Origin of the sequence: Allochromatium palmeri, from assembly GCF_009720725.1 — a bacterium.
GTDB lineage: Bacteria > Pseudomonadota > Gammaproteobacteria > Chromatiales > Chromatiaceae > Thermochromatium > Thermochromatium palmeri.
Map to the genome: position 1 here is coordinate 35,396 of NZ_WNKT01000015.1, position 24,384 is coordinate 59,779.

General features: G+C 63.8%; 17 protein-coding genes and 1 pseudogene. 9 read left to right on the forward strand and 9 right to left on the reverse strand.

Annotated features, from left to right (window positions below; all coding sequences use genetic code 11):
* Positions 1–12: 12 nt before the first annotated feature.
* Positions 13–1,131, forward strand: a complete 1,119-nt coding sequence (wecB, locus tag GJ668_RS08900; RefSeq protein WP_155449804.1) for a non-hydrolyzing UDP-N-acetylglucosamine 2-epimerase — start codon at positions 13–15, stop codon at positions 1,129–1,131.
* On the opposite strand, the gene GJ668_RS08905 is transcribed toward wecB, so the two are convergent.
* Complete coding sequence (locus tag GJ668_RS08905; protein ID WP_155449805.1) at positions 1,100–5,833, reverse strand: sulfite exporter TauE/SafE family protein; 4,734 nt, start codon at positions 5,831–5,833, stop codon at positions 1,100–1,102. The genes wecB and GJ668_RS08905 overlap by 32 nt on opposite strands.
* Positions 5,830–7,623 (reverse strand): asparagine synthetase B family protein, encoded by a 1,794-nt coding sequence (locus tag GJ668_RS08910; RefSeq protein ID WP_246194745.1) that lies wholly within the window; start codon positions 7,621–7,623, stop codon positions 5,830–5,832. Before GJ668_RS08910 ends, GJ668_RS08905 begins: the two co-directional genes overlap by 4 nt.
* 262 nt (positions 7,624–7,885) lie before the next feature.
* Here GJ668_RS08910 and GJ668_RS08915 point away from each other — a divergent pair, with 262 nt between their 5' ends.
* Complete coding sequence (locus GJ668_RS08915) at positions 7,886–8,557, forward strand: tetratricopeptide repeat protein (protein WP_186342991.1); 672 nt, start codon at positions 7,886–7,888, stop codon at positions 8,555–8,557.
* Between the two features lie 21 nt (positions 8,558–8,578).
* Here GJ668_RS08915 and cbiB read toward each other — a convergent pair whose 3' ends face one another.
* Genes cbiB through cobM form a run of 3 tightly spaced genes read right to left on the reverse strand, consistent with a single transcriptional unit; the run spans position 8,579 to position 11,584 of the window.
* Positions 8,579–9,526, reverse strand: coding sequence for an adenosylcobinamide-phosphate synthase CbiB (cbiB, locus tag GJ668_RS08920; protein ID WP_155449808.1), 948 nt, complete (start codon positions 9,524–9,526; stop codon positions 8,579–8,581).
* A 27-nt stretch (positions 9,527–9,553) separates the two neighbouring features.
* Complete coding sequence (locus GJ668_RS08925; protein ID WP_155449809.1) at positions 9,554–10,762, reverse strand: adenosylcobinamide amidohydrolase; 1,209 nt, start codon at positions 10,760–10,762, stop codon at positions 9,554–9,556.
* Between the two features lie 12 nt (positions 10,763–10,774).
* Complete coding sequence (gene cobM / locus GJ668_RS08930) at positions 10,775–11,584, reverse strand: precorrin-4 C(11)-methyltransferase (protein WP_155449810.1); 810 nt, start codon at positions 11,582–11,584, stop codon at positions 10,775–10,777.
* A 66-nt stretch (positions 11,585–11,650) separates the two neighbouring features.
* Here cobM and tcuA point away from each other — a divergent pair, with 66 nt between their 5' ends.
* The 5 genes from tcuA (at position 11,651) to GJ668_RS08955 (ending at position 19,080) form a co-directional block, all read left to right on the forward strand.
* Positions 11,651–13,072, forward strand: coding sequence for an FAD-dependent tricarballylate dehydrogenase TcuA (gene tcuA / locus GJ668_RS08935; RefSeq protein ID WP_246194746.1), 1,422 nt, complete (start codon positions 11,651–11,653; stop codon positions 13,070–13,072).
* A complete protein-coding gene (gene tcuB / locus GJ668_RS08940) occupies positions 13,059–14,177 on the forward strand; it encodes a tricarballylate utilization 4Fe-4S protein TcuB (RefSeq protein ID WP_155449812.1) in 1,119 nt (372 codons plus the stop codon). Before tcuA ends, tcuB begins: the two co-directional genes overlap by 14 nt.
* Positions 14,178–14,190: 13 nt before the next feature.
* Positions 14,191–17,634 (forward strand): EAL domain-containing protein, encoded by a 3,444-nt coding sequence (locus GJ668_RS08945; protein ID WP_155449813.1) that lies wholly within the window; start codon positions 14,191–14,193, stop codon positions 17,632–17,634.
* 106 nt (positions 17,635–17,740) lie between these two features.
* Positions 17,741–18,289: a cytochrome b/b6 domain-containing protein gene (locus GJ668_RS08950; protein ID WP_186342992.1), complete on the forward strand. Its 549-nt coding sequence runs from the start codon at positions 17,741–17,743 to the stop codon at positions 18,287–18,289.
* A 17-nt stretch (positions 18,290–18,306) separates the two neighbouring features.
* Positions 18,307–19,080: a cobalt-precorrin-6A reductase gene (locus GJ668_RS08955; RefSeq protein ID WP_155449833.1), complete on the forward strand. Its 774-nt coding sequence runs from the start codon at positions 18,307–18,309 to the stop codon at positions 19,078–19,080.
* Here the strand turns inward: GJ668_RS08955 and cobJ are convergent.
* The 4 genes and pseudogenes from cobJ to GJ668_RS08970 form a co-directional block, all read right to left on the reverse strand.
* The gene (cobJ, locus tag GJ668_RS20555; RefSeq protein WP_281350200.1) at positions 19,050–19,847 is read right to left on the reverse strand and encodes a precorrin-3B C(17)-methyltransferase; all 798 of its coding nucleotides are present in this window, start codon (positions 19,845–19,847) and stop codon (positions 19,050–19,052) included. The genes GJ668_RS08955 and cobJ overlap by 31 nt on opposite strands.
* Before the next feature lie 30 nt (positions 19,848–19,877).
* Positions 19,878–20,591: pseudogene (locus GJ668_RS20560) on the reverse strand (precorrin-2 C(20)-methyltransferase); the annotation flags it as partial.
* A gap of 5 nt (positions 20,592–20,596) precedes the next feature.
* The gene (locus tag GJ668_RS08965; RefSeq protein WP_155449815.1) at positions 20,597–21,223 is read right to left on the reverse strand and encodes a precorrin-8X methylmutase; all 627 of its coding nucleotides are present in this window, start codon (positions 21,221–21,223) and stop codon (positions 20,597–20,599) included.
* Positions 21,224–21,479: 256 nt separating this feature from the next.
* Entirely contained in the window at positions 21,480–22,754 is a 1,275-nt protein-coding gene (locus GJ668_RS08970; protein WP_155449816.1) for an OmpP1/FadL family transporter, read from the reverse strand.
* A gap of 165 nt (positions 22,755–22,919) precedes the next feature.
* On the opposite strand from GJ668_RS08970, the gene GJ668_RS08975 reads away from it, so the two are divergent.
* Positions 22,920–23,303 carry a hypothetical protein gene (locus GJ668_RS08975; protein ID WP_155449817.1) on the forward strand — a complete coding sequence of 128 codons (384 nt, stop codon included), beginning with the start codon at positions 22,920–22,922 and terminating at the stop codon, positions 23,301–23,303.
* Between the two features lie 11 nt (positions 23,304–23,314).
* On the forward strand, positions 23,315–24,382 hold the full coding sequence (locus tag GJ668_RS08980; protein WP_155449818.1) for an AI-2E family transporter: 1,068 nt from the start codon (positions 23,315–23,317) through the stop codon (positions 24,380–24,382).
* Positions 24,383–24,384: the final 2 nt, after the last annotated feature.

Consider the following 24,384-nt stretch of genomic DNA (forward strand, 5'->3'; position numbering starts at 1 on the left):
ACAGGAACGCCCATGCCCTTGATCGACATCATCGCCGGCGCGCGGCCAAATTTCATGAAGATCGCGCCCATCATCCGCGCGCTCGAAGCACGCCAGACTGCCGGCGGCACACTTCGCTATCGTCTGGTGCATACCGGTCAGCACTATGATGCCCGGATGTCGGGTGACTTCTTCGCGCAACTTAGGATCCCGAAACCCGATGTCAATCTGGAGGTGGGTTCGGGCAGCCAAGCGGAACAGACCGCCGCGATCATGACCCGCTACGAACGCCTGCTGCTGGAGGCGCCGAGCCAGGTGTGCCTGGTGGTGGGCGACGTGACCTCGACCATGGCCTGCGCCATCGCAGCACAGAAGCTCTGCATCCCGGTCGCCCATGTCGAGGCGGGCATCCGCTCGGGTGACTGGACCATGCCCGAAGAGATCAATCGGATGGTAACGGATGCCATCACCAACTGGTTCTTCACCACCAGTGAAGTGGCCAACGCCAATCTGCGCCGGGCAGGCATCGAGGACGAACGGATTTTCTTCGTCGGCAACACCATGATCGACAGTCTGCTCGCCAATCTGCCACGTCTGCGCCAGCCGCCCTTCTGGGGGGAACTGGGCTTGCAGGCCGGCGGCTATTTCGTGCTGACGCTGCATCGTCCAGCGAATGTCGACCAGGGCGAAGGCTTCGCGCGCCTGCTGGCGGCGATCAGCACCGGGACACGCGGCTTGCCGGTGGTGTTTCCGGTACACCCCCGCACGGCCAAGACCTTGCGCGAACTGGTCGAAGTGCCGCCGAACGTCCGGCTGGTCGATCCGCAGCCCTATCTGGAATTCAATTATCTGGTGCGCTCGGCTAAGGCGGTGATCACGGATTCAGGCGGCATCACCGAGGAAACAACGTTGCTGGGCGTCCCTTGCCTGACCCTGCGCGATTCCACCGAGCGCCCCGAGACCGTAACTATCGGCACCAATGAGCTGATCGGCACCGACCCGGCCAAACTCGGACCAGCGTTAGACCGGCTCTTTGCCGGTGAATGGAAACAGGGCGCGATTCCGGAGAAATGGGACGGCCAAACCGGCCCGCGCATCGCGGCGATTTTGGAGCGCTTGTTCACGGACGCTGCCGAATCGAAATCTGTTTAGCCTGAGCGTCAAGGCTGAGTTCGATGAATCCGCTCTGTGTGACCGACACGGTTTCCTGTCGATCTCCAAGGTCGACCTCAAACTGATCACCGATGGATACACCGGTGACCAGTAACCGCGTCTGCTGGCCCGGAATGTCTAGTTGGACCGGCTCTCTGAAATGGCTGATGTCGAAGAGCAGCAGGCTTTTATCCGTATAGGCCGCAAGCGCCTCGCCACTGTTCAGGCGTAACGGCTCGACAGGCTTCGGATTCGCTCCGCGCAGACTCGGGGTCAAGGCGATCAGAAATCGATCCAGCCGACTCGGCTGTGTGGGCTGGATCTCGATCCGCCAGAGTCCATTGTCAAACCAACGCGCCTTAAGAGAATCCTGGCCAAAATTGAGGCCATCGAGTACCTGCTCATCGCCATCAGCCTCGACATAGTACTCATACCCCTTCCCGCCCACGAGTCGAGTCACCGCCTCCTCGGGTGCCAACCGCACCAGATCCAGCTTACCGCGCCCATTGACCATCGACAGGCGTTCAGACGGACTTTCCAGGATGCCCGCGTTCTCGCTCCCCAGCTTGACGTGCAGATTTGGGATATCCGGCCGTTGCGGCAGGTGCAGCAGCCACTTTTTGGTATAGCTGGGATCGGTTGACTCGACGGTGTCGAACACAAAGACTCGATCCTCATCGATCAGATAGAGCAGCGCGCGCGCGACCCGCTCCACCTTGCCACCTCGGTCTTGGGTGTCGTAGTCGCTGTTGTCATAGGCTCCGGTGAGATCTGCCTCGATATACAACAAACGGTCGTCGATGAGCTGATAGGTACGGATCACACCCCCTTCGTAGTGCCGCCCCTGACCAATCTGAGCCAGCCAATCCGCGACGCCCTGAACCGAGCTCCCAGTCGGCATGACGATCCGCTGTCCGCCGTCGATGACGTTGCGCTCGACAAGCGGCGATGGATGGATGCGCTCATCCGGACGCAGCACCAGCAGCGAGTTGCGTGAGACCGTGCGGATACCGTAGTAGAGCCGATTGGGCGCCGCGATATCGCCCCGGTAGGTGGCATTGCTGATCGCCAGTGGCGCGCCCTTGAAGAGCGTGAAGTGACCGGCGTCGTAGTGACCGTGATGGGTGAGGCTATGGCCAGCGCGCAGGGTCAGCAGGGTGTCGTCCGCTCCCCAACCGCTACGCGCCACGATCTGATTGAACGCCTTCGGCCCAAACCAGTCAGCGCTGGGCAGCACGGCCTGCAAGCCATCCAGCGTGCCTGATGTAACAGATGCCAGCGGCCACACTGTCGGGTCGTTGAAGAGCTGGAAGCCCCAGCGATAGTCACGATAGTAACTCTCGGTTCCATGTCTGGCTTCCAGCCAGCGCGAGTAGCTCGATAGCACACGACTGCGCGTGAGCTGGACGATGAGATCGATGACCCGGCGCGTTTCGTCCTTGAGGTCGACCCTAGGGCCTTCGTCGCCTGTCAGCTCGACGCGCCCATCCGGGCGCGTCATGTAGAGCGTCCAAAGCCCAATACGCTCGAGCGCCTGGCGCATCTCAGGTGCCGCCTGCGTATCCTCGAACCCATTGAGATAGGCGCTAGCGGCCAGGGTCAACAGGAAGGCGCGCGAATTGATCCAGTAGTTGTAGCCTTCGGGCCAGCCTTCCGAGAGCCTGAGCGCGGCCATGGCCTCGCGGAAATGGGCTTGGGCGCGGCGAATCAATTCCTGTTGCCCGGGGGTCTCGGCATCGAGTGCAACGGCGATCAACCAGGCCGTCGCCGCCAGGGTCGCACGACCATGCCACAGCGATGGACCACGACCATCGAGTTGCTCCAGATAGCTGGGCAGGAGTGCGGCCAACTGAGCCTGAACCCGGCGGCGTGTCGAGTCCGACAGATCGGGATGGAGCGCAAGCCAATCATAGGCCCAGGCCAGCTCCCAGCCATTGCCATAGTCTCCAGAGTTACCTGGTGGAGTTGGCTCAAAGGTGCTCAGCGCCTCGAGTCCCTGTCGTCCAGCCTCCTCGTCACCTGTGAGAATCCAGCAGACCGCGAGTCGCAGTGCTCCGGAACCACCGCAAGGTGGATAGCGTCCCGGATCGAGGCCAACGACAGCGTAGCGTTCCTGGCGCGTCCTGATCGCGGGCGCCAGACCACGACCGTCCCAGTCAGCGAGTTCAGGCAACAGAATGCGCGGATGCGTGGAGCGCTGGCGTCCATCCAGGGCGACATCGGAAAAACGCGGCGGCGGACGCAGCCAGGGTTCGAGCCACGGAAGTTCGATCTCATAACGCTCCAAAACCTTGGTCACCAACTGCCGCGTATCTACGTCATAAAAACGCATCGTCTGAGCAAGCACCATGACCGCGAGGCCCGCGCCGAGCGCCATGACCAAGGTTATGAGCATCAGCTTGCGTCTGCGATCAGCGAATCCGGGTTGAGCCGCCGCCGCTTGAGCGACCGGAACTGGCTGCAAGGCAGGCCGTGCAATGGATGTGTGCCCCAAGGCCAGCAAGGTGGTCAGCCAGAAGAGCACACTGACGCGCGGTGAATCGATGATAGTGCCAAAGGCGCCGACGGCATAAAAACCAGCTAAGGAGACGAGCAGCGCCAAGGCGAATGGATCCATGCCGGCCGCTGAGCGGGCCGTTTTCATTAGCGCCGCCAGGGCGATCAGACTAAACAGAATGAGTCCGATGAGTCCAAGCTCGAAGTAGACATGGACCCACAGATTTTTGATATGCCAGGGCAGATGATCGAAGTCCGAGTACATGAACCAGCGGTCAAAGCCGCGCGCGAAATCGCCATTGTCGACGCGCTCCTGTCCAGCTGCATCCAGGATCGAGAGGGTGTCGATGTCGATCCAGCGACCCGCCGAACGGTTGGCGATCTCGAGCGTCAGCCAACCCTCCTGAGCGCCTTTGAATGAACCCAGTCCCTGCGCGTCAAAGGTCTGCTCGATGCGCGTCCAGTCGGTGCCATTCGGCTGAATCCTTTGGTTGAATGTCGCACAGGTTGGATTCCATTCATTCGCCGGAACCAGATGCCGATGACAGATCCGCAACTCCAGTTGAACAGGTTTGGGGTTCTCGTCCGTCCGGAGAGATAGCGACAGCCAGTAAGGTTGCCGAGGCTCTAGCGACAAACGCTGGCCGATCCGAATGTTGGGTCCGCCAAACAGCCTGAGCGAGCGGTGCGCGCCATCGTCCTCGATTCTGAATCCGACAACGGTGGCTGGATCCTGGTGCATCAAGTAATAGGTCTGAGGAAAACGTCCAACACCCTGCCCCAGGAGCCGGGTGCCCAGATCGCGATCCATGATCGAGGCAGCGGTCTGCCAGTGCTCCAGACGATGTTGCAAATCCTGCGAACCCGTGGCCAGGCGCGTATCCATGCGATAGCCGAACAGACTGAGCGTCAGCATAAACAGAACGCCCGCAAAAACAGCCAGGATCATTCCCGACTGCTGGAGTGCAAGCCTTCCCGCCAGGCGACGCCCAATCCAAACACCGACGAGCGCGGCGGGTGGAATACAGAGCATGGCTTGCCACACCGCCGGCAAGGGCAGAAATCCATAGTTCCGGTCGAGGATCGTCCAGGTGCCGAGCAGGGTCAAGGCCGCTGTCAGGATCACCATCGCCACCGACCGCCAGCGACCCCAAATAGCCGGACCTGGGATCATCATGATGAGCGCGCCGCTCAGGAAGGCCGTCAAGGTATAGGCCAAGGCTACGGAACCGCCGCTGCGAAAGGCGATATAGGCTAGGCCGACCATCGTCAGCGCAATCGATGCAACGAGCGGGATGTCGCGTGCTCGAATCGTGGCGCGTCGCTGAAACGCCAGCACCAGGAGCGCGACAGCCATGGCGACGAAGACGCCAAGATAGACGCCACGCGAGAACGTCACGAAGACCGTGTAGAGCAGACCAAGCAGCGCGATTCCAGGCAGACTCGCCCCCAAGAGTCCACGCGCGCTCAGAAAGGCCGTCGCAACGAATGGCAGGGTCAACAGCAGCCAGCCATCGATGGCGGTGCCGCCGGTGTGCATGTCCGCGAACAGAGCCGTGACCCGGTAAGGGGTCGAGAAATCGAGCAGCGCGCTAATGGGACTGTAGATGTCACTCCAGAACAAGAGCGTCGAATAGATGCCACGCTCCCACAGTACGACGGCAAACACGGCCAGTGCGGCAAGCGACATCCCAAGGAACAAAAAGCGTCGCGCGCGCGCCGCATCGAGTCGCTCCTCGACCACCCAGACCGGATAGAGCAGCACAGCCCAGAACAATCCCTTAGAGACCCGCAAGGCGTTGAAAGGACTGTAATAGCTCGCAAAGCTATTGGCATCGACCTCGGGCCAGGGATAGAGCGTGCGGAACAGCGACAGCCCCACGAGTCCGACGAAGAGGACGAGCAGCACCCTCGACAGCGGCCGCATCGCCCCGAACGAAGGCACATAGCGGTCGCGCAACAGATAGGCCGCGAGCGTGACAAGCACGAGAGCATCGAACTCATCGAGATAGATCCGCCCCGTCCAGGGACGCAGATCCAGCACCGGCAACAGCAGCGGCAGCAGAATCAGCCACAGCGCCGGGCGCCAGAGCAATAGACCGAGATAGACGCCCGCGCCCAGCAGCAACGGCCAATGGGCGAATGGAAGATCGTGCAGGATCCAGATCCCGAAACCGAGCGGGATGAGACCAAGCACCCGTTTCACTTCGCCACCCACTCCTCAAGCATGAGCATCATCCAAATCATCTTGCCGAAATAGGTCGCATGCAGCGCCTGATGATCGGACTGAATCTGAGCGATATAGTCCGGCCGCAGCCAGCCGCGCCGCCCGAGATCCGCCAACCGCCCGCGCACATGCTCAGCAAGCGCCCGATCATCCCTGAGCCAGATCCCGAACGGCAACCCAAAGCCATGCTTGGATTTGGTGAGGATCGGCCTGGGCAGATAGTCCCAGAGCGCGCGCTTGAAGAACCAGCGCAGATAGTTCCCCTTCACCTTCCAATCCGGCGGCACCTGCCCCGAGAACTCGACCAGCGCATCGTCGAGCAGCGGATAGCGAACCTCGATCCCGGCGGCCTCGGTCATGGCCGAGACCTTGCGCAGATCATTGTCGGCCAGGGTGAACTTGAGATCCAGATGCAGCATGCGGTTGATGAAATGCTGGCTATCGGCGCGTTGATAGGGATCGCGCAGCAGAACCAAGGGCTGACCGGGGTGGACCTGGGCCAGAAACTCAGGTGTAAACATGGCTTCCAGCGGCTGACGATGGAAGAAGTTGTATGCCTCCATCCGATCGGGCAAGGGCACATTAGCCTGGCGCACATAGCTCTTGAGTTTGCGCGTCGGCATCACCCGATCGATACCAGGCAGCGACACAAACGGCTCGATGAGTCCACCCCGGATCCAGCCCGGAATCCGGCCGTAGAACTCGAAAATCTTCTGCTTGGCATAGCGCTCGTTGCCGCCGAGGATTTCGTCGCCACCGTCACCGCCGAGCATGACCCGATAGCCGTCGTCAGCGGCCAGCTTGGCACACAGATAGGCCGAGACAGCCGATTCGTTGGCGAATGGCTCGTCGTACTGCTGGGCGACGCGCGGGATGATGTCCAGCACATCCTTAGGCGTCAGATAGTACTCACGGCTATCCAAGCCGAAATGCCGCGCCGCGATCCGTGCATACTCCATCTCGTCGAAGCCCTCGGCCTCGAAGCCGAGCGAATAGGTCCGCGCCGGTTTGCCCTGAATATCGGTGAGCAGACCGGCGACGGTGGAACTGTCGGTCCCGCCGGAAAGAAAGGCCGCAACCTCATCATCACCGCGTGCCCGCTCGACGCCGTCGCGCAATAACTGCCTGAAATCGCGGGCCTGTTCCTCGAAATCGTGTCGCGGCTCGTCACGATAGGCCAGATGCCAGTAAAATGTGCGTTCGATTCGACCATCGCGCCAGTGGAGCCGTTGCGCGGGCAGCAATTTTTCGACACCCTGAAAAATGGTTCCAGGCGCCGGCACCATGGTGAAATAGAGATAATTGAAGAGACCTTGTGGATCGAGACCCGCCGCGACCGCTGGATGGGCAGCAACCAGATCGGCACGATTGGAAAAGACCAGGGTCGCACCAGCCTGGGCGAACGCCAGGGTTTCGATGCCAATGCGATCGATCGCGAGCAGCGCCTCGCGCCGAGGTGTGTCGACGATGGCCAGGGTAAAGCTGCCCTGGATGAATCTGGGCGTGTCGGCGCCCCGCTCGCGCCAGAGTTCCAGGACGCGCGTGGCCGCATCTTCACCCGATCGGAGTGGCTCGACAAAACGCGGACGACCTGAGATGAGCGCCAGCACACCCTCACGTTCAGCCAGACTGCACAGCGAACCTGTGGCCGCGAGCACTCCGGTAGCGGCATGGCGGACGTCCAGCCCATCGCCAGTCTGGCCACGCTGGGCCATGATGGAGGCCAGGGTCTCGCGCGACGCCCTCTCGGGCGTGGGCTCGGGGGACATCCAGCCACAAAAGTCCCGCATCGTTTTCATAAATCCTCCGCCACAAAATCCATAATTCAAGTCAGTTGACTTGTTGACATGCATCAAAAATACCATGGAAACATGCCCACATTGCGGTAGCAGCAATGTCCGCCGTTCGACCCAGCCACTCTCATCGCGGACGAATGCGAATACGTATCCAGTCTTTTTCAGGCTCTTTCGCTGCCGCGAATGCGGTCATCGCTTCCATGCACGGGATTATTTTTTGATCCAAAAATGGGGCATGGGATTCCTGACCCTCGTCATCATCCTGGGCGCCACGCTGTGGGTCGAACTCAACCAGCCCGGTCGTGAGCCGGTCCAGCTCAATACGGGCGAGAAGGCCTATGTACTCGATCAAAGAACCATCAGTCATGCGGTCCATGACGAGTCGCAACAAGACAATCCAAACCTGCATCGCGCCGCTGAGAATGGCGAGGCCCAGGCTCAGTATCAGCTGGGCATGAACATCGTCCAGCGCGCTTGGCAGCACAGCGAACCCCTGGCGATGATCGACGCTGTCGAGTGGATTCGCAAGGCCGCTGAGCAGGATCACGTCAGTGCTCAGTTCATGCTTGGCGCACTCTACGAAAAGGGACGCGGACTGATCCAGGATTATGGACTGGCCTACGACTGGTATCTGCGCGCCGCTCAGCAGGGCAACGCGCTGGCCATGGAGCGACTTGGATTGATGTTTGCCCGGGGGCGCGGCGTCACTCAGGATCTGGAGCAAGCCTATGTCTGGCTCAATCTCGCCGCCGCGCGTGGCGATCATCTGGCCGAAGACGAACGTAACAAGCTCCGTGGTTTGCTGTCTGACGCCGACCTGACAAAGGCCCAGGAACGCTCCCGAGCCTTGGATCTGGAGCTCCCGCGTCTCACGGAGTCACTGCAAGCACCGCCATTCGGGTTCTGAGCCGATTTTAAGCGTCGTCTTTCAGAGCGAGAACACAAGCGGCGCCAAGCCAATCCAGAGCGCAAGCAGCGAAGCGACCAGGATCAATCGCAGCCCCCGACGCAGATCCTCGCCCCCGAGATCAGCCGGCCAGTCGGGATCGCCCATGTAGCGTTCGTTGATGAGCTGACCCTGACGCCAGACCGGACCGATCAGACGCACCCGCAACGCTCCGGCACAAGCGGCCTCGCTCCAGCCGGAGTTGGGGCTGGGCAGCAAGGCGTGATAGCGCCAGGCGGCGCGAAACGCCAGGCGGGGATGCTCGCGCAACAGCGCCGCGGCGAGCGCCAGCAGCGGCACCGACAGTCGCGCCGGCAGCCAGTGGATCAGATCGTCACTGCGCGCACCCGCCCAGCCGAAGCGCGCATAGCGTTCGTTCTGATAGCCGACCATGGAATCGAGCGTCGAGATCGCCTTGACCAGAATCAATCCAGGCAGACCAAATAGACAGAACGCCCACAGCGGCGTGAGCACGCCATCGGTCAGGTTCTCGGAGAGACTTTCGAGCGTGGCGCGCACCACGCCATCGCGCTGAAGCGGTTCGGTATCACGTCCGACCAAGAGCGACAGCCGACGGCGCACGGCGGGCAGGTCATCGAGATCGCGCAGAATGCGCCAGCCCTGTTCGAGCAGCTCGCGGGTGCAGAGCAGACTGTAGGCGATGAACAGATCCCAGCCCAGCGCGAGCCAGGGATGGATGGCTCCCAGCCCGAGATGCACGCCGAACCAGCCCCCCAACCCCGCACCGACCACCAGCCCCCAATGGATCACCCCGCCGAGGCGTCCATTCAGCCCACGTGCGAAAAGCACCCGTTCGCAGAACAGGCTCCAGTGACCGATGAGCCGGATCGGATGCAGCCGGTAGACCGGATCGCCGAGGAGCGCGTCGAGCAGACAGGCGCCGAGAATGAGCAGCAAATGTTCGTTCATCGATCTGTGACAGCAAAGATTCGGTTTTCAGGACGCCAAGGAGGCGTGCCATTTACGTTCGAAACCCCGGACCACCGCCAGGGCCGCCAGCCGTCCCGGCGCCAGCTCCGCCTGCGGCTGAAGCATATCGCGGAAGGAAGCAAATGCATCCGGTTTGACCGCCACGGCCGCAGCCAGCAGCGCCGCTTGATTGAGGATCGACTCGCGTGCCACCTCAGCATGCAGCACGCCGACCTCGACCAGATCCAGGATCTCGGCCAGACCATAGGCCGCCGCCGCGCTCAGTGGATCATGGATGAGCGCCAGCAGATTGCGCTCGAAGCAGTTCGCGTCCGGCGCGTCGAGTTCAGCGTGCGCCAGTTCGCGCAGTGTCGTCTCGTCGCAGCCATGACGTCCGAGTGCGGCACAGAGCGTGCGGCGCAGTTCGGCGCAGACGCCGTTTTGCAGCAGCAGACAGCGGGTCACGGCCTCATGGGTTGCGCGTCCGACCAGCTCGCCGAGGCTGTTGTGACTACCGGCCCAGTGACGCTCCCAGTCGGTGTCAGCGCGCCTCAGCGGGGCGGCGATGGCCAGTTGATCCGTGCCCGTGCCTGTGGCCAGCCGCGCCGATTGCAGACTCGGCATCCGCAGATCCAGCACCGCCGCACTCTTGCCCTCGGTGACGAGCGTGGCGGCGCGCACCAGACAGGCCGGGGTGCAGGGCTGGTTGATGAAGACCAGGGTGACGATGGTGCCGGCACCCGCTTCGGGCGGCGCGGGCTGGATGCAGGCCGACTGGCCCGGTGGGCCTTCAGTCGCCGCCCTGCCCGGCTCAACGGCTCGGCTGCCGTCGCGATGCTCATGCCAGCCGGCCGGATCGCCGGCGCGGGTCGCGTTGCCGAGCACCCCGGCGGTCGCCACCACCGAGACAGCCAGATCCTCATACTCGGCCCGCGCCAGCACTGCACACTGCATATTGGCCGCTGTCGCCATGAGCGCAGTCGACTCGGGCGGCAAGCGGCCCGCCGCGCAGGCGGCACGATGATAGTCCTCCAGCCCATGACCGGTACTGGACGCCTCGCGCACCACATGGGCCACGCCCTCGCAGCTCTGATGGTTGGCGATATGCGTCAGATCCTCGCGCAGTCCGCCGTTGAGACGGCAGGTGCTGAGCACGCGATGCGGGCGCTTGAAGACCGCCGACAGATAGCGTCCCTGGCGGGTCAGGCGATAGCGTTCAGTGTCCTCGATCCACATGGGGCCGCTGGATCAGCCTCCCTCTCGCGCCGGACGGAAACGGCGCGGAAAGGCCGCGTCATAGAGCTTGGACGGCTTGACAGCGGTCTGAGCGCGCGCGCCGAGCGCCGGACTCACCAGGATCAATGCCTGACGGTCGACGCGGGCCTCGCGACAGCGCGCCGCGATGTCGGTGAGCGTACCGCGCAGCACCCGTTCTTCGTTCGGCCAGGTCGCCTTATGCACCACCACCACCGGCGCCTCGGCTGTCCAGCCGGCGGTGAGTAGATTCTCGACCACGGCCTCGATGCGCTCGATCGAGAGAAAGATGCACAGCGTGCAGCCGTGCGCGGCCAGCGAAACGAGCGACTCGCGCTCGGGCATCTGCGTGCGTTCGGACAGGCGCGTAAAGATCACGGTCTGGGTGATCTCGGGCAGGGTCAGACACTCACCGGCCGCAGCGGCTGACGCCATGGCCGAGGACACGCCGGGCACGATACCGACCGGAACCCCGGCGGCATCCAGCGGACGCGCCAGCTCGGCCAGCACGCCATAGAGCGTCGGATCGCCGGTCTGGAGCCGCACCACGGTGTCGTGATGCTGGGCACGATCGAGCAGCCAGGCGGTTACCTGTTCGAGATCCATCGACTTGGAGTCGGCGACCTCGCAGTCAGCTGAGGCCCATTGCAGCACAGTCTCGGCCACCAGCGAGCCGGTGTAGAGGATGGCCCCGGCCTCGGCCAGCAGCCAGCTGCCGCGCACGGTGATCAGATCCGGCGCGCCCGGACCGGCTCCGACGAACCAAACCTTGCCCGGCCGCCGGGACGATGAAGTCTCTTGCATGGCGCGATGATCCCCGCGTATGGTGACGACGATAAAGCCGACTATTCTTCTAACCCAAGCCAAGCCTTGTCAAACATCTTCGCTGTTCCGCGCCCGGATCACCGGGGCACGCCATCGCCCGCGCCGCGACCCGATCCAGACGTCCTGGTGATCGGCGGCGGCGCGGCGGCCTTGTGCGCGGCCATTACGGCGCGGCGTGCCGGCTGTTCGGTGCTCTTGGCCGAACAGGCACCGCCGGCACTGCGCGGCGGCAATACCCGGCATTCGCGCAATCTGCGCCTCAGTCATCACGCGCCTACACCCTTCACACACGGCGTCTATCCGCCCGATGAGTTCTGGGCTGAACTGACGCGCGCAACCGAGGGCACGGCCGATCCGGTTCTGGGGCGTCTGCTGGTCGAACGCTCGACTGAGTTGACCGACTGGCTCAGCGCCGCCGGTGTGCCCCTGCAACCGATCGCCAGCGGCGTGCTGCCCGAATCGCGCCGGACGGCCTTTCTGCTCGGCGGCGGCAAAACCCTGCTCAACCGGCTCTATGACCTCGCTGAGCGGCTGGGGGTGGAGATCCGCTACGCGTGCGAGATCCGCGATCCCGTGATCGTCGGGGGGCGGCTGACCGAAATCCGCGCCCCAGACCCTCTGGCGCCGCGTGCTGCCATCGCCTGCTGCGGCGGTGCTCAGGCCAATCGTGACTGGCTGCGCCGGCACTGGGGCGCGGCGGCGGACGGCTTCATCAATCGCGGCACGCCCTTCGCCAGCGGGGCGCTGCTCGAATCCCTGTTGCGTCAGGGTGTGGAGCCGGTCGGCGATCCCAAAGCCGCCTATCTGGTCGCGGTCGATGCACGCTCACCAGCCGATGATGGCGGCATCGTCACCCGTGTGCGCTGTATGCCCGAGGGCCTTGTGGTCGATACGCAGGGACAGCGCCGGCACGACGAGGGCGGCGACACGGCCTCGACCCGTTATGCGCTCTGGGGCCAGCGTCTGGCACGCTGGCCGGATCAGACCGGCTATCTGATCCTGGACGCACGCGGCCAGCGGGCCGCGCCCCCGGCCCTCTATCCGCCGCTCTGTGCCGACAGTCTGGATGGGCTGGCCAGCGCGCTGGGGCTCGACCCCGCCGCGTTACAGACCACGGTTGACGACTACAATGCCGCCGTCCGTGCCCCGAGCGATGAACACGACGACTGGCACACGCTCGGCGTCAACCCGCCCAAGACCCGCCACGCCCGTCCACTGACCGAGCCGCCCTTCGCGGCCTATCCGATGCGTCCGGGGATCACCTTCACCTATCAGGGTCTGGCGGTGGATGCGCACGCGCGGGTGCGCTTGAGCACGGGTGGCGTAGTCGAGAATCTGTTCGCCGCCGGCATGATCATGGCCCCCAATCTGATGGCGCGCGGCTATGTCTCGGGACTGGCGCTGAGTATCGGGCTGGTGTTCGGCCGTCTGGCCGGCGAGGAGGCCGCGGGCCATGTCCGCCAGTGACATCCGCGCCGAAGCCCGGCGCGTGCTCGGGATCTGCGATGCCTGCGGCTATTGCAACGGCTTCTGCGATCTGTTCGAAGCCGCGCGCCGTCGCTCGGCGCTGACCGACGCGGATCTGGCTCATCTGGCCAATCTCTGTCATGCCTGCCGCAACTGCTTTCAGGCCTGCCAGTACGCACCGCCGCACGTCTTCGCGGTCAATGTCCCGCGCACGCTGGCGCGGATGCGTCATCAGAGTTATCTCGATCATGTCTGGCCCCAGACCTTTGCACCGCTTCTGAACCATCCGGTGGCGACCGTCATTGGGGTCACGCTCGGCGCGATTCTGCTCCTGTTCGCGCTAGTGCTCGCGTTCGCGCCGGCCGGTGGCGGACTGGCGATCGAGACGGGTGCGACGGCCGGCGCCTTCTATCGCGTGCTGCCCTGGACGCTGATGGTCGGACTCGGTGTGCTGCCGCTTGGCTGGTCGGCGCTGGCAATCGGTCTGGGCTGGCGTCGTTACTGGGGCCTGACCCGCCCCCGGCGCGCAACGACCGGCGAGGCGCGACGACGCTGGTGCGCGTGGCGAACAACGCTTGCCGACATCCTGAACCTGCGCAATCTGCGCGGCGGCGGTGTGGGGTGCAATGATCTCGATGCGCGCTTCTCGCCCTGGAGACGCTGGCTGCATCAAACCCTGCTCGGCGGCCTGGGACTGAGCTTCGCGGCGACTCTAGCCGCAACCTTCTATCATCACGGACTGGGACTGCAAGCGCCCTACCCGCTTCTGAGCCCGCCGGTCCTGCTCGGCACGCTCGGCGGAATCGCCCTGATGATTGCGTCACTGGGGCTCGGCTGGCTCGAATGGCGAACCGCTCCCGAACCGATTGCGTCCGAGTCGCGCCGGCTCGATCAGGCGTTTCTCGGGTTGCTGCTGGCAGTGGCCGGCAGTGGTCTGGCCCTGCTCCTCTGGCGCGCGACACCGGCGATGGCGTCCTTGCTCGTCGTCCATCTCGGAACCGTGCTCGCCTTCTTTATGCTGCTGCCTTACAGTAAGTTCGTTCATGCCGGTTATCGTGCCATTGCCCTCAGGTGCGAGTCGCTGGATCCTGTCTCCATCGACTGAGACCAGACTCAAGATGTCAGCCCCGTCGCTCATCACCACCGTTTCGCGCCAGATGCTGATCGTGCTCCTGGCGACCATCGTCATGTGCCTGACGGTGGTTGTCGTATTCGAGTACTTCGAGCTCAAGCGTGAGACAGCGGCGATGCGCGCGCGCGATCTGGAACGACATCATGAGCGACTGAAGTCACGCGTGCGCGTGGCGATCACCGATGCGCGCGATCGCTATGAACGGGCGATGCGCGCGGCCGGCGCGAACGCCGATCCGGCGACCGTGCGCGCCAAGATCCAGGACGACATTCTGGCCTGGCTCGATGAACTGCGTTTCAACGACGGTTCCTATATCTTCGTCGGTCAGTTCGATGGCGTGTCGCTCGCCGGGCCGTCCAAGGGTCAGAACGTCCTGGAGCTGACCGACGTCAACGGCAAACCAGTCGTGCGCGCCCTCATCGAGCAGGCGCGCTTGGGCGGTGGCTTCGTCGACTATGTCATGCCCAAGTTCCCGGATCAGCGCTCGGCGCCCAAACTCAGCTATGTCGAGCCGATCGAGGAATGGGGTTGGTATGTCGGCAGCGGCCTTTTCATCGACGAGATCGAATCCTCGATCCAGGACGTGTATGACGCAGCCTATACGCGTCTGTGGTGGCAACTGAGTACGACCGGCGGCTTATTCGTCATCATCCTGTTCGTCGCGGCCCGGCTGGCGCGTCGGATCGCGCTCGACGCCCAGCGCGATACCGACGCCTGTGCCCAGTATCTGGAACAGGCCATCGACGCCGGGACCGACATCGAACCCGCCCAGATGAGGTTCAGCGAAATCCAGACCATCGCGCAGACCGCCGCCACCATGGTCGAGCGTCGCCGACACGCCGAACAGTCGCTGCGCGAAAGCGAGAAGCGCTTTCGCACCCTCGTCGAGGTCAGCCAGTATTATATCCAGGAGATCGATGTCGCCGGACGCATCCAGTACGCAAACCCAGCGGCCTCGCGCTTGTTGGGACTGGAGCCCGATGAACTGATCGGCCGCAACGTCGCCCTGCTGCTGCCGGAAGAAGACCGCGCCACACTCTTGAACACCCTGCGCACGTTCGTCATCGAGCAACCGACACCGCGTCTCTATCACAATCGCAACCTGACCGCCGATGGACGCATCATCGATGTCGAGGTGGCCTGGAACTACAAGCGCGATGAATCCGGGCAGGTGATCGGCTTCGTCAGCATCGCCAAGGATGTCACTGAGTACCGGCGCGCACGCCTGCTGTTGAAGGGACGCAATCGCGTTCTGGAGATGCTGGCGCGCGGACAGCCACTGCGCGACATGCTGGAGGCCATCGTCGCCTATATCGAGGAAATCGCCCCGCATGCCATCTGCTCGATCCATCTGCTCGATCCCGCCAGCCAGACGCTGAGCACGGCGGCCACACTTCGGTTGCCCGAGTTCTATACGCGTGCGGTCGAGGGGGCCAAGGTCGGCCTGGGCGTCGGCTCCTGCGGCACGGCCGCCGTTACCGGCCAGCGGGTCGTGGTCAACGACGTGCTGTCGCACCCCGACTGGGTCGCCTTCCGCGATCTGATGCTCCAGACACCCCTGCGCGCCTGCTGGTCACAACCCATCATCGGCCATACGCCGCAGGTACTGGGCACCTTCGCCATCTATGCCACGCGCGTCATGGAGCCGACACGCGCCGACCTGGATATGATCGAGTCGGCCGCGGAACTGGCGGCCATCATCATCGAACACGATCGCGCCGAGAAAGCGACCCGTCAGGCCGAGGACCGGGCGCGGTTGCTGCTTGAATCGACCACCGAGGGCCTCTTCGGCCTGGATCTCGCCGGGTGCGTGACCTTCATCAACCCGGCAGCCGCGCACATGCTTGGCTTCGAACCCGAGGCCCTGATCGGCCAGCCCATTCATCCACTGATCCATCATTCGCGGGCCGATGGCGCGCCCTTGCTGCCGGACTCCTGTTCGATTCTGGTGGCGCTCGAAAATGGTGAGGACTGTCACTCCACCAACGAGGTGCTCTGGCGCCGCGATGGCAGTTGTTTTCCCGCCGAGTACTGGGCCACACCCGTGCGGCGCGATCAGCAGATCGAAGGGGCTGTAGTCACCTTCCACGACATCAGCGCCCGTCAGCGTGCCGAGGCCGAGATCCAGCATCTGGCGTTCCACGATGCCCTGACCGGACTGCCCAACCGCCTGCTGTTCAAGGAAGAACTGGGTCAGGCACTGGCGGTGCTGCATCGCGATGGGCAGCGTTTCGCCCTGCACATGCTGGATCTGGATCATTTCAAAGACGTCAACGATACGCTCGGACATCCGGTCGGCGACGACCTGCTGCGCGCCGTGGTCGAGCGGCTGAACGCGATCACGCGCGGCACCGACATCCTGGCGCGCTTTGGCGGCGACGAGTTCGCACTGTTGCAGGGTCGGATCGACGAGATCAGCGACGCGGCGGTTTTGGCCAGCAAGATCATTGAGTCCTTTGAGGCGGAGTTCCTGATCGGGGACAACCGGATCAGCATCAACACCAGCATCGGCATCCTGATCGCCGATCAGGCCTGTCACGACGTCGATGAACTCATCACCCGCGCCGATGTCGCGCTCTACAAGGCCAAGGAGGCCGGACGCGGCACCCATGCCTTCTTCGAGGATGCCATGACCCAGCAGTTGCGGCGCGAGATGGAGATCACCCGCGAACTGACCCAGGCGATCCAGCACGATGAGCTGTTCCTGGAGTACCAGCCCCAGTTCGATCTGCACTCGGGCCAGTTGGTCGGCATGGAGGCGCTGGTGCGCTGGCGCCATCCGCGCGAGGGCGTGCTCCAGCCGGGCGCCTTCCTGCCGGTGGCCGAGAAACGCGGGCTGATCCGTCCACTCTCGGACTGGGTGCTGAACGCGGTCTGCCGCCAGATTCGCGACTGGAGCGAGCGGAAGCTGGAGTTCGGGCGCATCGCGGTCAATCTGTGCGCCCAGCAGGTCGGCGACCCGGACTTCGGTGACAACATCCTCGTCGTTCTGGAGCGCACCGGGGCGCCTCCTGAGCGTCTGGAACTGGAGTTCACCGAGACGGTGCTGATTGCCGCCGACGCCAAGACTCAGGCCGATATCGTGCGTCTGTCCGAGCTGGGCATCCATTTTGCCATCGACGACTTCGGGACCGGATTTTCGTCGATGCAGTATCTGCGCAAGTTCCGCACCGACAAGATCAAGATCGACCGCGAGTTCATCCAGGATGTCACCCACGACGCCGGCGATGCCGAGATCGTCAAGGCGACCATCGCGCTCGGTACGGCTCTGGGGCTCATCACCATCGCCGAGGGCGTTGAAACCGAGGAACAGGCCGAGTTCCTGCGCCGGCATGGCTGCCGGCAGGTTCAGGGCTATCTCTACGGGCGTCCACAACCACTCGCGGACATCGAGCGCCAGTTACACCCGGTCAATGCGAGTCATCATTAGTGTTCGCTACGGCCGCAGTTTAAAATGCGCCCGCGCGGCCATGTTCGGCCGCCGAAGCGATCGAGCCTAGGTGCAACCCAGCCCGTCAACTCGCAAGGAGACGACCGTGACTACAAACCGCTATACATTCACCCAGCGCCTGCTGCACTGGCTGCTGGCCGTGCTCGTGCTCGGACTGCTCTTCGGGGGCCTGACCTTCGCGACCCTCGGCTACGAGGGGCTGTCGAACCTGGTCGGCAAGGAGACCGCCGGCGAGCTGTTCACCTATCACAAGAGCATCGGCGTACTGGTGCTGCTGTTGACTATTCTGCGCCTCGTGCTGCGTGTGCGTGGCACCACCCCGCCCTATGATCCACCGCTGAGCGGCGTCGAGCGTGCCGTCAGCGGGGTGACGCTGTTGCTGCTCTATCTGCTGTCGATCGGCGTGCCAATCGGTGGCGCGGTGGCGACAGCCATTTCAGGCTATCCGCTCGAGTTCTTTACGCTGAGCCTCCCAAGCCCGATCACCGCGAATCCGGAGTTGGGTGAGGCCCTGTTCTTCTATCATGGACTCGGCGGTCTGGCGCTTGGTCTGGTAGTGCTGCTGCACATGGCCGCCGGCATCAAGCACTGGCGCCTCAAGGATGGCGTCATGACCCGGATCAGTCTGCCTTAAGCCGCGTCTTGCAACCGATGCCGGCCAACCTGCTGATCCTCGGCGGCACCACCGAAGCCTATGAACTGGCCGAGCGCCTGGCCGGGCATGAGGACTGGCACGTCATCAACTCGCTCGCCGGACGCACGGCCAATCCACGGCGGCCGGCGGGCGAGACGCGCATCGGTGGCTTCGGCGGAGTCGCGGGGCTGGCGCGCTATCTGGATGCGCGCGCGATTCGGGCCGTGATCGACGTGACCCATCCATTCGCGGCGCAAATGGGCTGGAACGCGGCTGAAGCCTGTCAGTTGGCGGGCGTGCCGCTGCTGAGACTCGAGCGCCCGGCCTGGATGCCCGAGCCGGGTGATCGCTGGGCGTCTGTCGCGACCTGGGAGGCGGCGGCCGAGGCACTGCGCCAAGGCGGCGCGCGGCGCGTACTGCTGGCGGTCGGGCGTCAGGAATTGGCGCCGTTCGCTGGAATCGATGGCCTCTGGTTTCTGATCCGGCTCGTCACGCCGCCTGACCCTGAGCCGCCCTTCCGTCACGTCGAATGGCTCTACTCACGCGGCCCCTTTGTGCTCGATGACGAGCGCGCCCTGCTCGACACCTGGGCCATCGACACCCTCGTCTGCAAGAACAGCGGCGGCGAGGCCACATCGGCCAAGTTGGTCGCCGCGCGCGAGCGTGGGATTCGCGTCGTCATGCTCCAGCGTCCAGTACGCCCTGCCGAGGTCGCAACGACGGCCACCGTCGCGGCGACGCTGGCCTGGCTCGACGCGCTTCAGTCGTCAGCATACCAACGCGGTGTATAGACCCACTCCGCGCCGTCCTGACGCGCCAGACGCCGCGTCAGCGACGAACCAACGATGACGACGGTACGCATGTCGACCTGCTCGGGCTGGATCTCGCCGAGCGTGGTGACGGTCAGTGACTCATCCGGACGCCCGATATCGCGACCGAGCACGATCGGCGTCTCGGGAGTGCGGATCTCGCGCAGCACCGTCAGTGCCTCGGCGAACTGATCCGGACGCGCCCTGGAGCGCGGGTTGTAGAGCGCGATGACCAGATCGGCCAGCGCGGCCTGCCGCAGCCGGTGTGCGATGATCGACCAGGGCTTGAGATTATCCGACAGCGAGATGACGCAGAAATCGTGTCCGAGCGGCGCGCCGGCCCGTGCGGCCGCCGCCTGTGCCGCCGAGATACCGGGCAGGATTGTCAGCTCCACCGCGTGCCAGGCTGGATCTTGCGAGTGTTCGAGCACCTCGAACACCGCCGCCGCCATCGCAAAGACCCCCGGATCGCCCGAAGAAACCACCACGACATGCCGTCCCTGAGCCGCCAGCTCGAAGGCCAGCCGCGCGCGGTCCAGCTCCTGGCGGTTGTCGGAGTCGAGCAGACGCTGATCCGGCCGGAAGGGACCGGCCATCTCAACATAGGTGGTGTAACCCACGATGTCCTGCGCGCGATCGAGTTCGGCGCGCACCGCCGGGGCCATGAGTTCAGCTGATCCCGGCCCCAGACCGATCACCGCCAGTCGGCCCGGTTTGGGCGTCGGGGCAGACGGCTGGGGCGCGGCCATGGGCGCATTGGCACTGGACCCCGGCCAACGCTCGCCGGGGATCAGGATCATCGAGAAATAGGGCACGCTCTCGGGGTCGATCTCCGCGATCGCGCGCACCTGCTCGCCTGCCATGGTCGCACGCTCGACATAGCGCGCCCGCTCCAGGAGTCCGAGCCGGGTGAGCACGCGCCGGATCTTCTCGAAATTGCTGCCGAGCTTCATGATGGCCGCCGCTTCAACCCCGTCGAGCCGTTCGATCAGGGTCTCCTCGGGCAGGGTCGCGGCGATCACCTGGAAGCGCTGATCGCGATAGACCAGCGGCGTGCCCAGCACGGCCGCACTTGCCAGCACCGAGCACACGCCTGGTACCACTTCAGTTTCGTAACGCTCGGCCAGCCGGTCGTGCAGATACATGAAGGAGCCGTAGAACAGCGGGTCGCCCTCGCTGACCACGGCCACATCACGCCCGGCGTCCAGATGCTCGGCCAGCTGCGCCGCCGAAGCATCATAGAAGTCGCGCATCGCGCCCTCGTAATCATAGGGCGGCTCTGGCTTCCGTCCGGTGACCGGATAGATCAGCGGCACCCGGATCTGCTCGGGGCGCAGATGCGGTAGCACCGTAGTCAGCGCATTACCCGGCTTGTCGCGCGCCGTATAGTAGGCCACCACGGGCGCTGCGCGCAGATAGCGCAGTGATTTGAGCGTGATGAGTTCAGGATCGCCTGGACCCACGCCCAGACCATAAAGACGTCCCTTGCCCATGTCGATCAGGAATGCTCGCGACCGAGCGCGTTGACCGCCGCCGCCGCCATGGCGCTGCCGCCACGCCGGCCGCGCAGGGTCACGAAGGGTACACCGCGACTGTCGGCGGCCAGTGCGTCCTTGGACTCGACTGCGCCGACGAAGCCGACCGGAAAGCCCAGAATGAGCGCGGGTTTGGGCGCGCCCTCGTCGAGCAGCTCCAGCAACCGGAACAGGGCCGTCGGCGCATTGCCGACCACCACGATCGAGCCGGCCAGATGCGGACGCCAGAGTTCGAGCGCGGCGGCCGTGCGGGTGTTACCGAGTTCGCGCGCCAGTGCCGGAACGCTCGGATCGTGCAGGGTGCAGACGATGGGATTGTCAGCCGGCATCCGCGCGCGCGTGATGCCCTCGGCCACCATGCGGCTGTCGCAAAGGATGGCCGCGCCCGACTCCAGCGCCGCGCCTCCCGCCGCACCGGCGCCTGGCGAGAACTCCAGATCAGCAGCGACCTCCGGCATGCCACAGGCATGGATCACGCGCACCGCCAGTGCCTCCAGATCGGCTGGAATCCGGCTCAGATCCGCCTCGGCGCGGATGATGGCGAACGACTGACGATAGATGTCATGGGCATCGCGGTTGTATTCGATCATGTAACGAGGGTCTCTCAGTCAGGCGGAACAGGCGCTGGTCCTCGGTGGTGAGGACAGGCCCGGATCTGGGCCGAAGGTCGGCGGGGGTGGGCGTTCGATCTGAAAAGCGTCGGATTATAATCGCAAATCGCCTCGCCGGAGCGATCTGTTTGTGCCTGAGGCCGAGAACAGGGCGCCGGCAAACACCTCAGGCCGTTCATCGGCGCCCTGTCTCGGCATTAAGGTGGGCCGCGCGAGTGCTCCGAGCCGCGATCGATCAAAAGACCTTGACGATCTCCAGCCCGATCAAATGCGCGTCCATGCTGTAGTCTCCGGCAAGCGCGGTCGAGCCATTGAGATCACCGCCGGTATAGGGGCTGGCACCGCGATAGTCGCGTTCCACGGCCCGCACATACATATAGGCGGCTTCCAGCGACAGTCCGTTGCCGAGCGACTGGGCCAGACCCAGACTGAAGAGATGGCGGTCATTGTCCGGAACCCGGGCACTGAAATGATCGTCGTCCTGGCCGGTCTCGTCGTAGGTGTATCCGAAGCGCAGTTGGGTCTGATCATTCCATTGGTAGGTCGCGCCGAGCCGGTAGGCATTGGCGTCGTTCCAATCGTTTTGGTCGACGAAGATCAGCGCGCCCGTCGCCTTGCTCGTGACCTTGATGTCGTTGAAGGCGCTCCAGCCGCTACGACTGATGTCGAACTCGACGGCCAGTCGCTCATCGAAGGCATAGCGCGCACCGAGTTGCAGACGCCAGGGCAGCGCCAGATCCAGTTCGCCCGTTTGCGCACGCGCCAGCCGCCCGAGGCTGACGAGCACCGAACTCTTGGGCACGAAATCCCCCTCCAATTCCAGTGTCGCCGAGGAGCGGAAGGCGGCACCGAGACTCCAGGGCCCCTGACGATAGAGTGCGCCGAGGTTGAACCCGAATCCGTAGCCATCGCCGGTGAGAGTGCCGAGCGTCGAATCCAGCTTGGCCTGTCTAGCCCAATAGACATCGATTCCAGCCGATAGACTCAGGGCGTCATTGAGCCGATAGGCGACGGTCGGGCTGACGTCGATGATTTCGAGTTTACTGGTCAGGGGGTGACCGAGCGGAATGCTGTAGGCACCGATGCTGCGCGTGCCACTGACCGCCGGAAAGGTGCCGTCCGACCAGCGCGTCTCCAGTCCAAAGGGGACGCTGACCCCAAGCCCGAGGCGCCAGCGTTCGTCGAGGCTGAAGGCACCCTGGATCATGGGTAATGCCATCCAGTCCGCACCCTGACTGTCGTGGTGACCGCTGGCGGTGTCGACGCTGAAATTGGGACCAATGAAGTAGGTGCCGACCGCCAGGCTGGAGGTCGCATGAAAGCCCATGGCGGCCGGATTGTAGGCAAAGGCGCCGCGTTCATCGGGATTGGCAACCAGGGCATTGGACAGACCGATGCCGGCGGTCGAGGATTCCGGCAGCATGAAACCGGAGGCTTGAACCGCTTGGGTGCCGCAGACGCTCACAGCCAGACACAAGGCCATGGAGCGTGTGATAGTGGGGGTGAACATGGGCGTCGTTGTCCTCGCTGTGATCTTATGGTCGATACACTCTAGGCGATGACCATCGGCAAATCCATCCCGACTTCAAGGATATCTGCGTCACCATAAGATCTGGCGCGGCTACCGACACGGCGGTCGACTATGATATAAGGCCGTTCTATTTAGGAGCCCAGGATGCACCCACGTATCGCTCCGGCTGATGAGCGGCGCCTGATCAAATGTCTGCGCGCACTTGGACCCGCCGAGCGCGACACACTGTTGGCGTTCGCCGAATTTCTGACCGAACGTGCCGGCGGACAACACCCGGCCGAACCTACCGTCATACGCCAGCCGAATCCGGTCCCGAGACCCGAGAGCGAAAGCGTGGTTGGTGCCATCAAGCGCCTCTCTCAACGCTATGACATGCTCGAACGCGATGCCTTGCTGCATGAGACATCGGACCTGATGTCGGCCCATGTTCTCCAGGGACGTGCCGCCAGCGACGTCATCGATGAGCTTGAGGCACTCTTTGCCCGTCACTATCAAGACTACCGGGCCAGACTCGCGGCACAAGACTGAAGAGATTTGCCATGAACATCGTCGCGCGCTGGTTCAAGCGCAACCTCTCCAACCCTCAGCTCGTCTTTCTCGGTCTGCTGCTGCTGACCGTCTTCATGGTCGTGCTCTTTCTGGGCGATATGCTCACGCCCGTGCTCGCCAGCATTGTCATCGCCTATCTGCTGGAAGGCGCGGTCAGCGCGCTCCAGCGGCGCGGCTGGCCGCGCTTGCCGAGCGTGCTGCTGGTCTATCTGCTCTTTATCGCGTTCGTGGCCATGGTCCTGGTCGGTGTCATGCCTCTGCTCTCGCGTCAGATCACCGATCTGGTGCAGCAGTTGCCAAACATGGTCTTGGAGGGCACGCGCTTCCTGACGGATCTGCCCAAGCACTATCCAGAGCTGCTCACCCTGGCGCAGGTCGAAGAGTCGATCGCGTTCATGCGCGCCGAGGCGGTCTCGTTCGGCCAGCAGGTTCTGTCCTGGTCGCTGGCCAATGTCGCCGGGATCATCACCATTCTGGTCTATCTGATCCTGATGCCGATCCTGGTGTTTTTCTTTATGAAGGACAAAGACCTCATTCTCGGCTGGTTCAGGCAATACCTGCCCAAGCATCACAGCATCGCCGGACACGTCTGGCACGACGTGGATCGTCAGATTTCCAATTACATCCGCGGCAAGGCCTGGGAGATCCTGATCGTCTGGGCCTCCAGTTTCGTCACCTTCTACGCCTTCGGGCTGAAGTACGCGATGCTGCTGTCGCTGCTGGTCGGACTCTCGGTCATCATTCCTTATATCGGCGCGGCGGTCGTCACCGTGCCGGTGCTGCTGGTGGCCTGGTTCCAATGGGGCTGGTCGCCGCAATTCGCCTGGCTGGCGCTGGCCTATGCCATCATTCAGGCGCTTGATGGCAATGTGCTGGTCCCGCTGATCTTCTCGGAAGTCGTCAACCTCCATCCGGTGGCCATCATCGTCGCGATCCTGATCTTTGGCGGACTCTGGGGCTTTTGGGGCGTCTTCTTCGCCATCCCGCTCGCGACGCTGGTGCAGGCTGTTTTGAGTGTCTGGCCACAGCCGCCGGATGAACTCGAAACGACGGCTTGAAC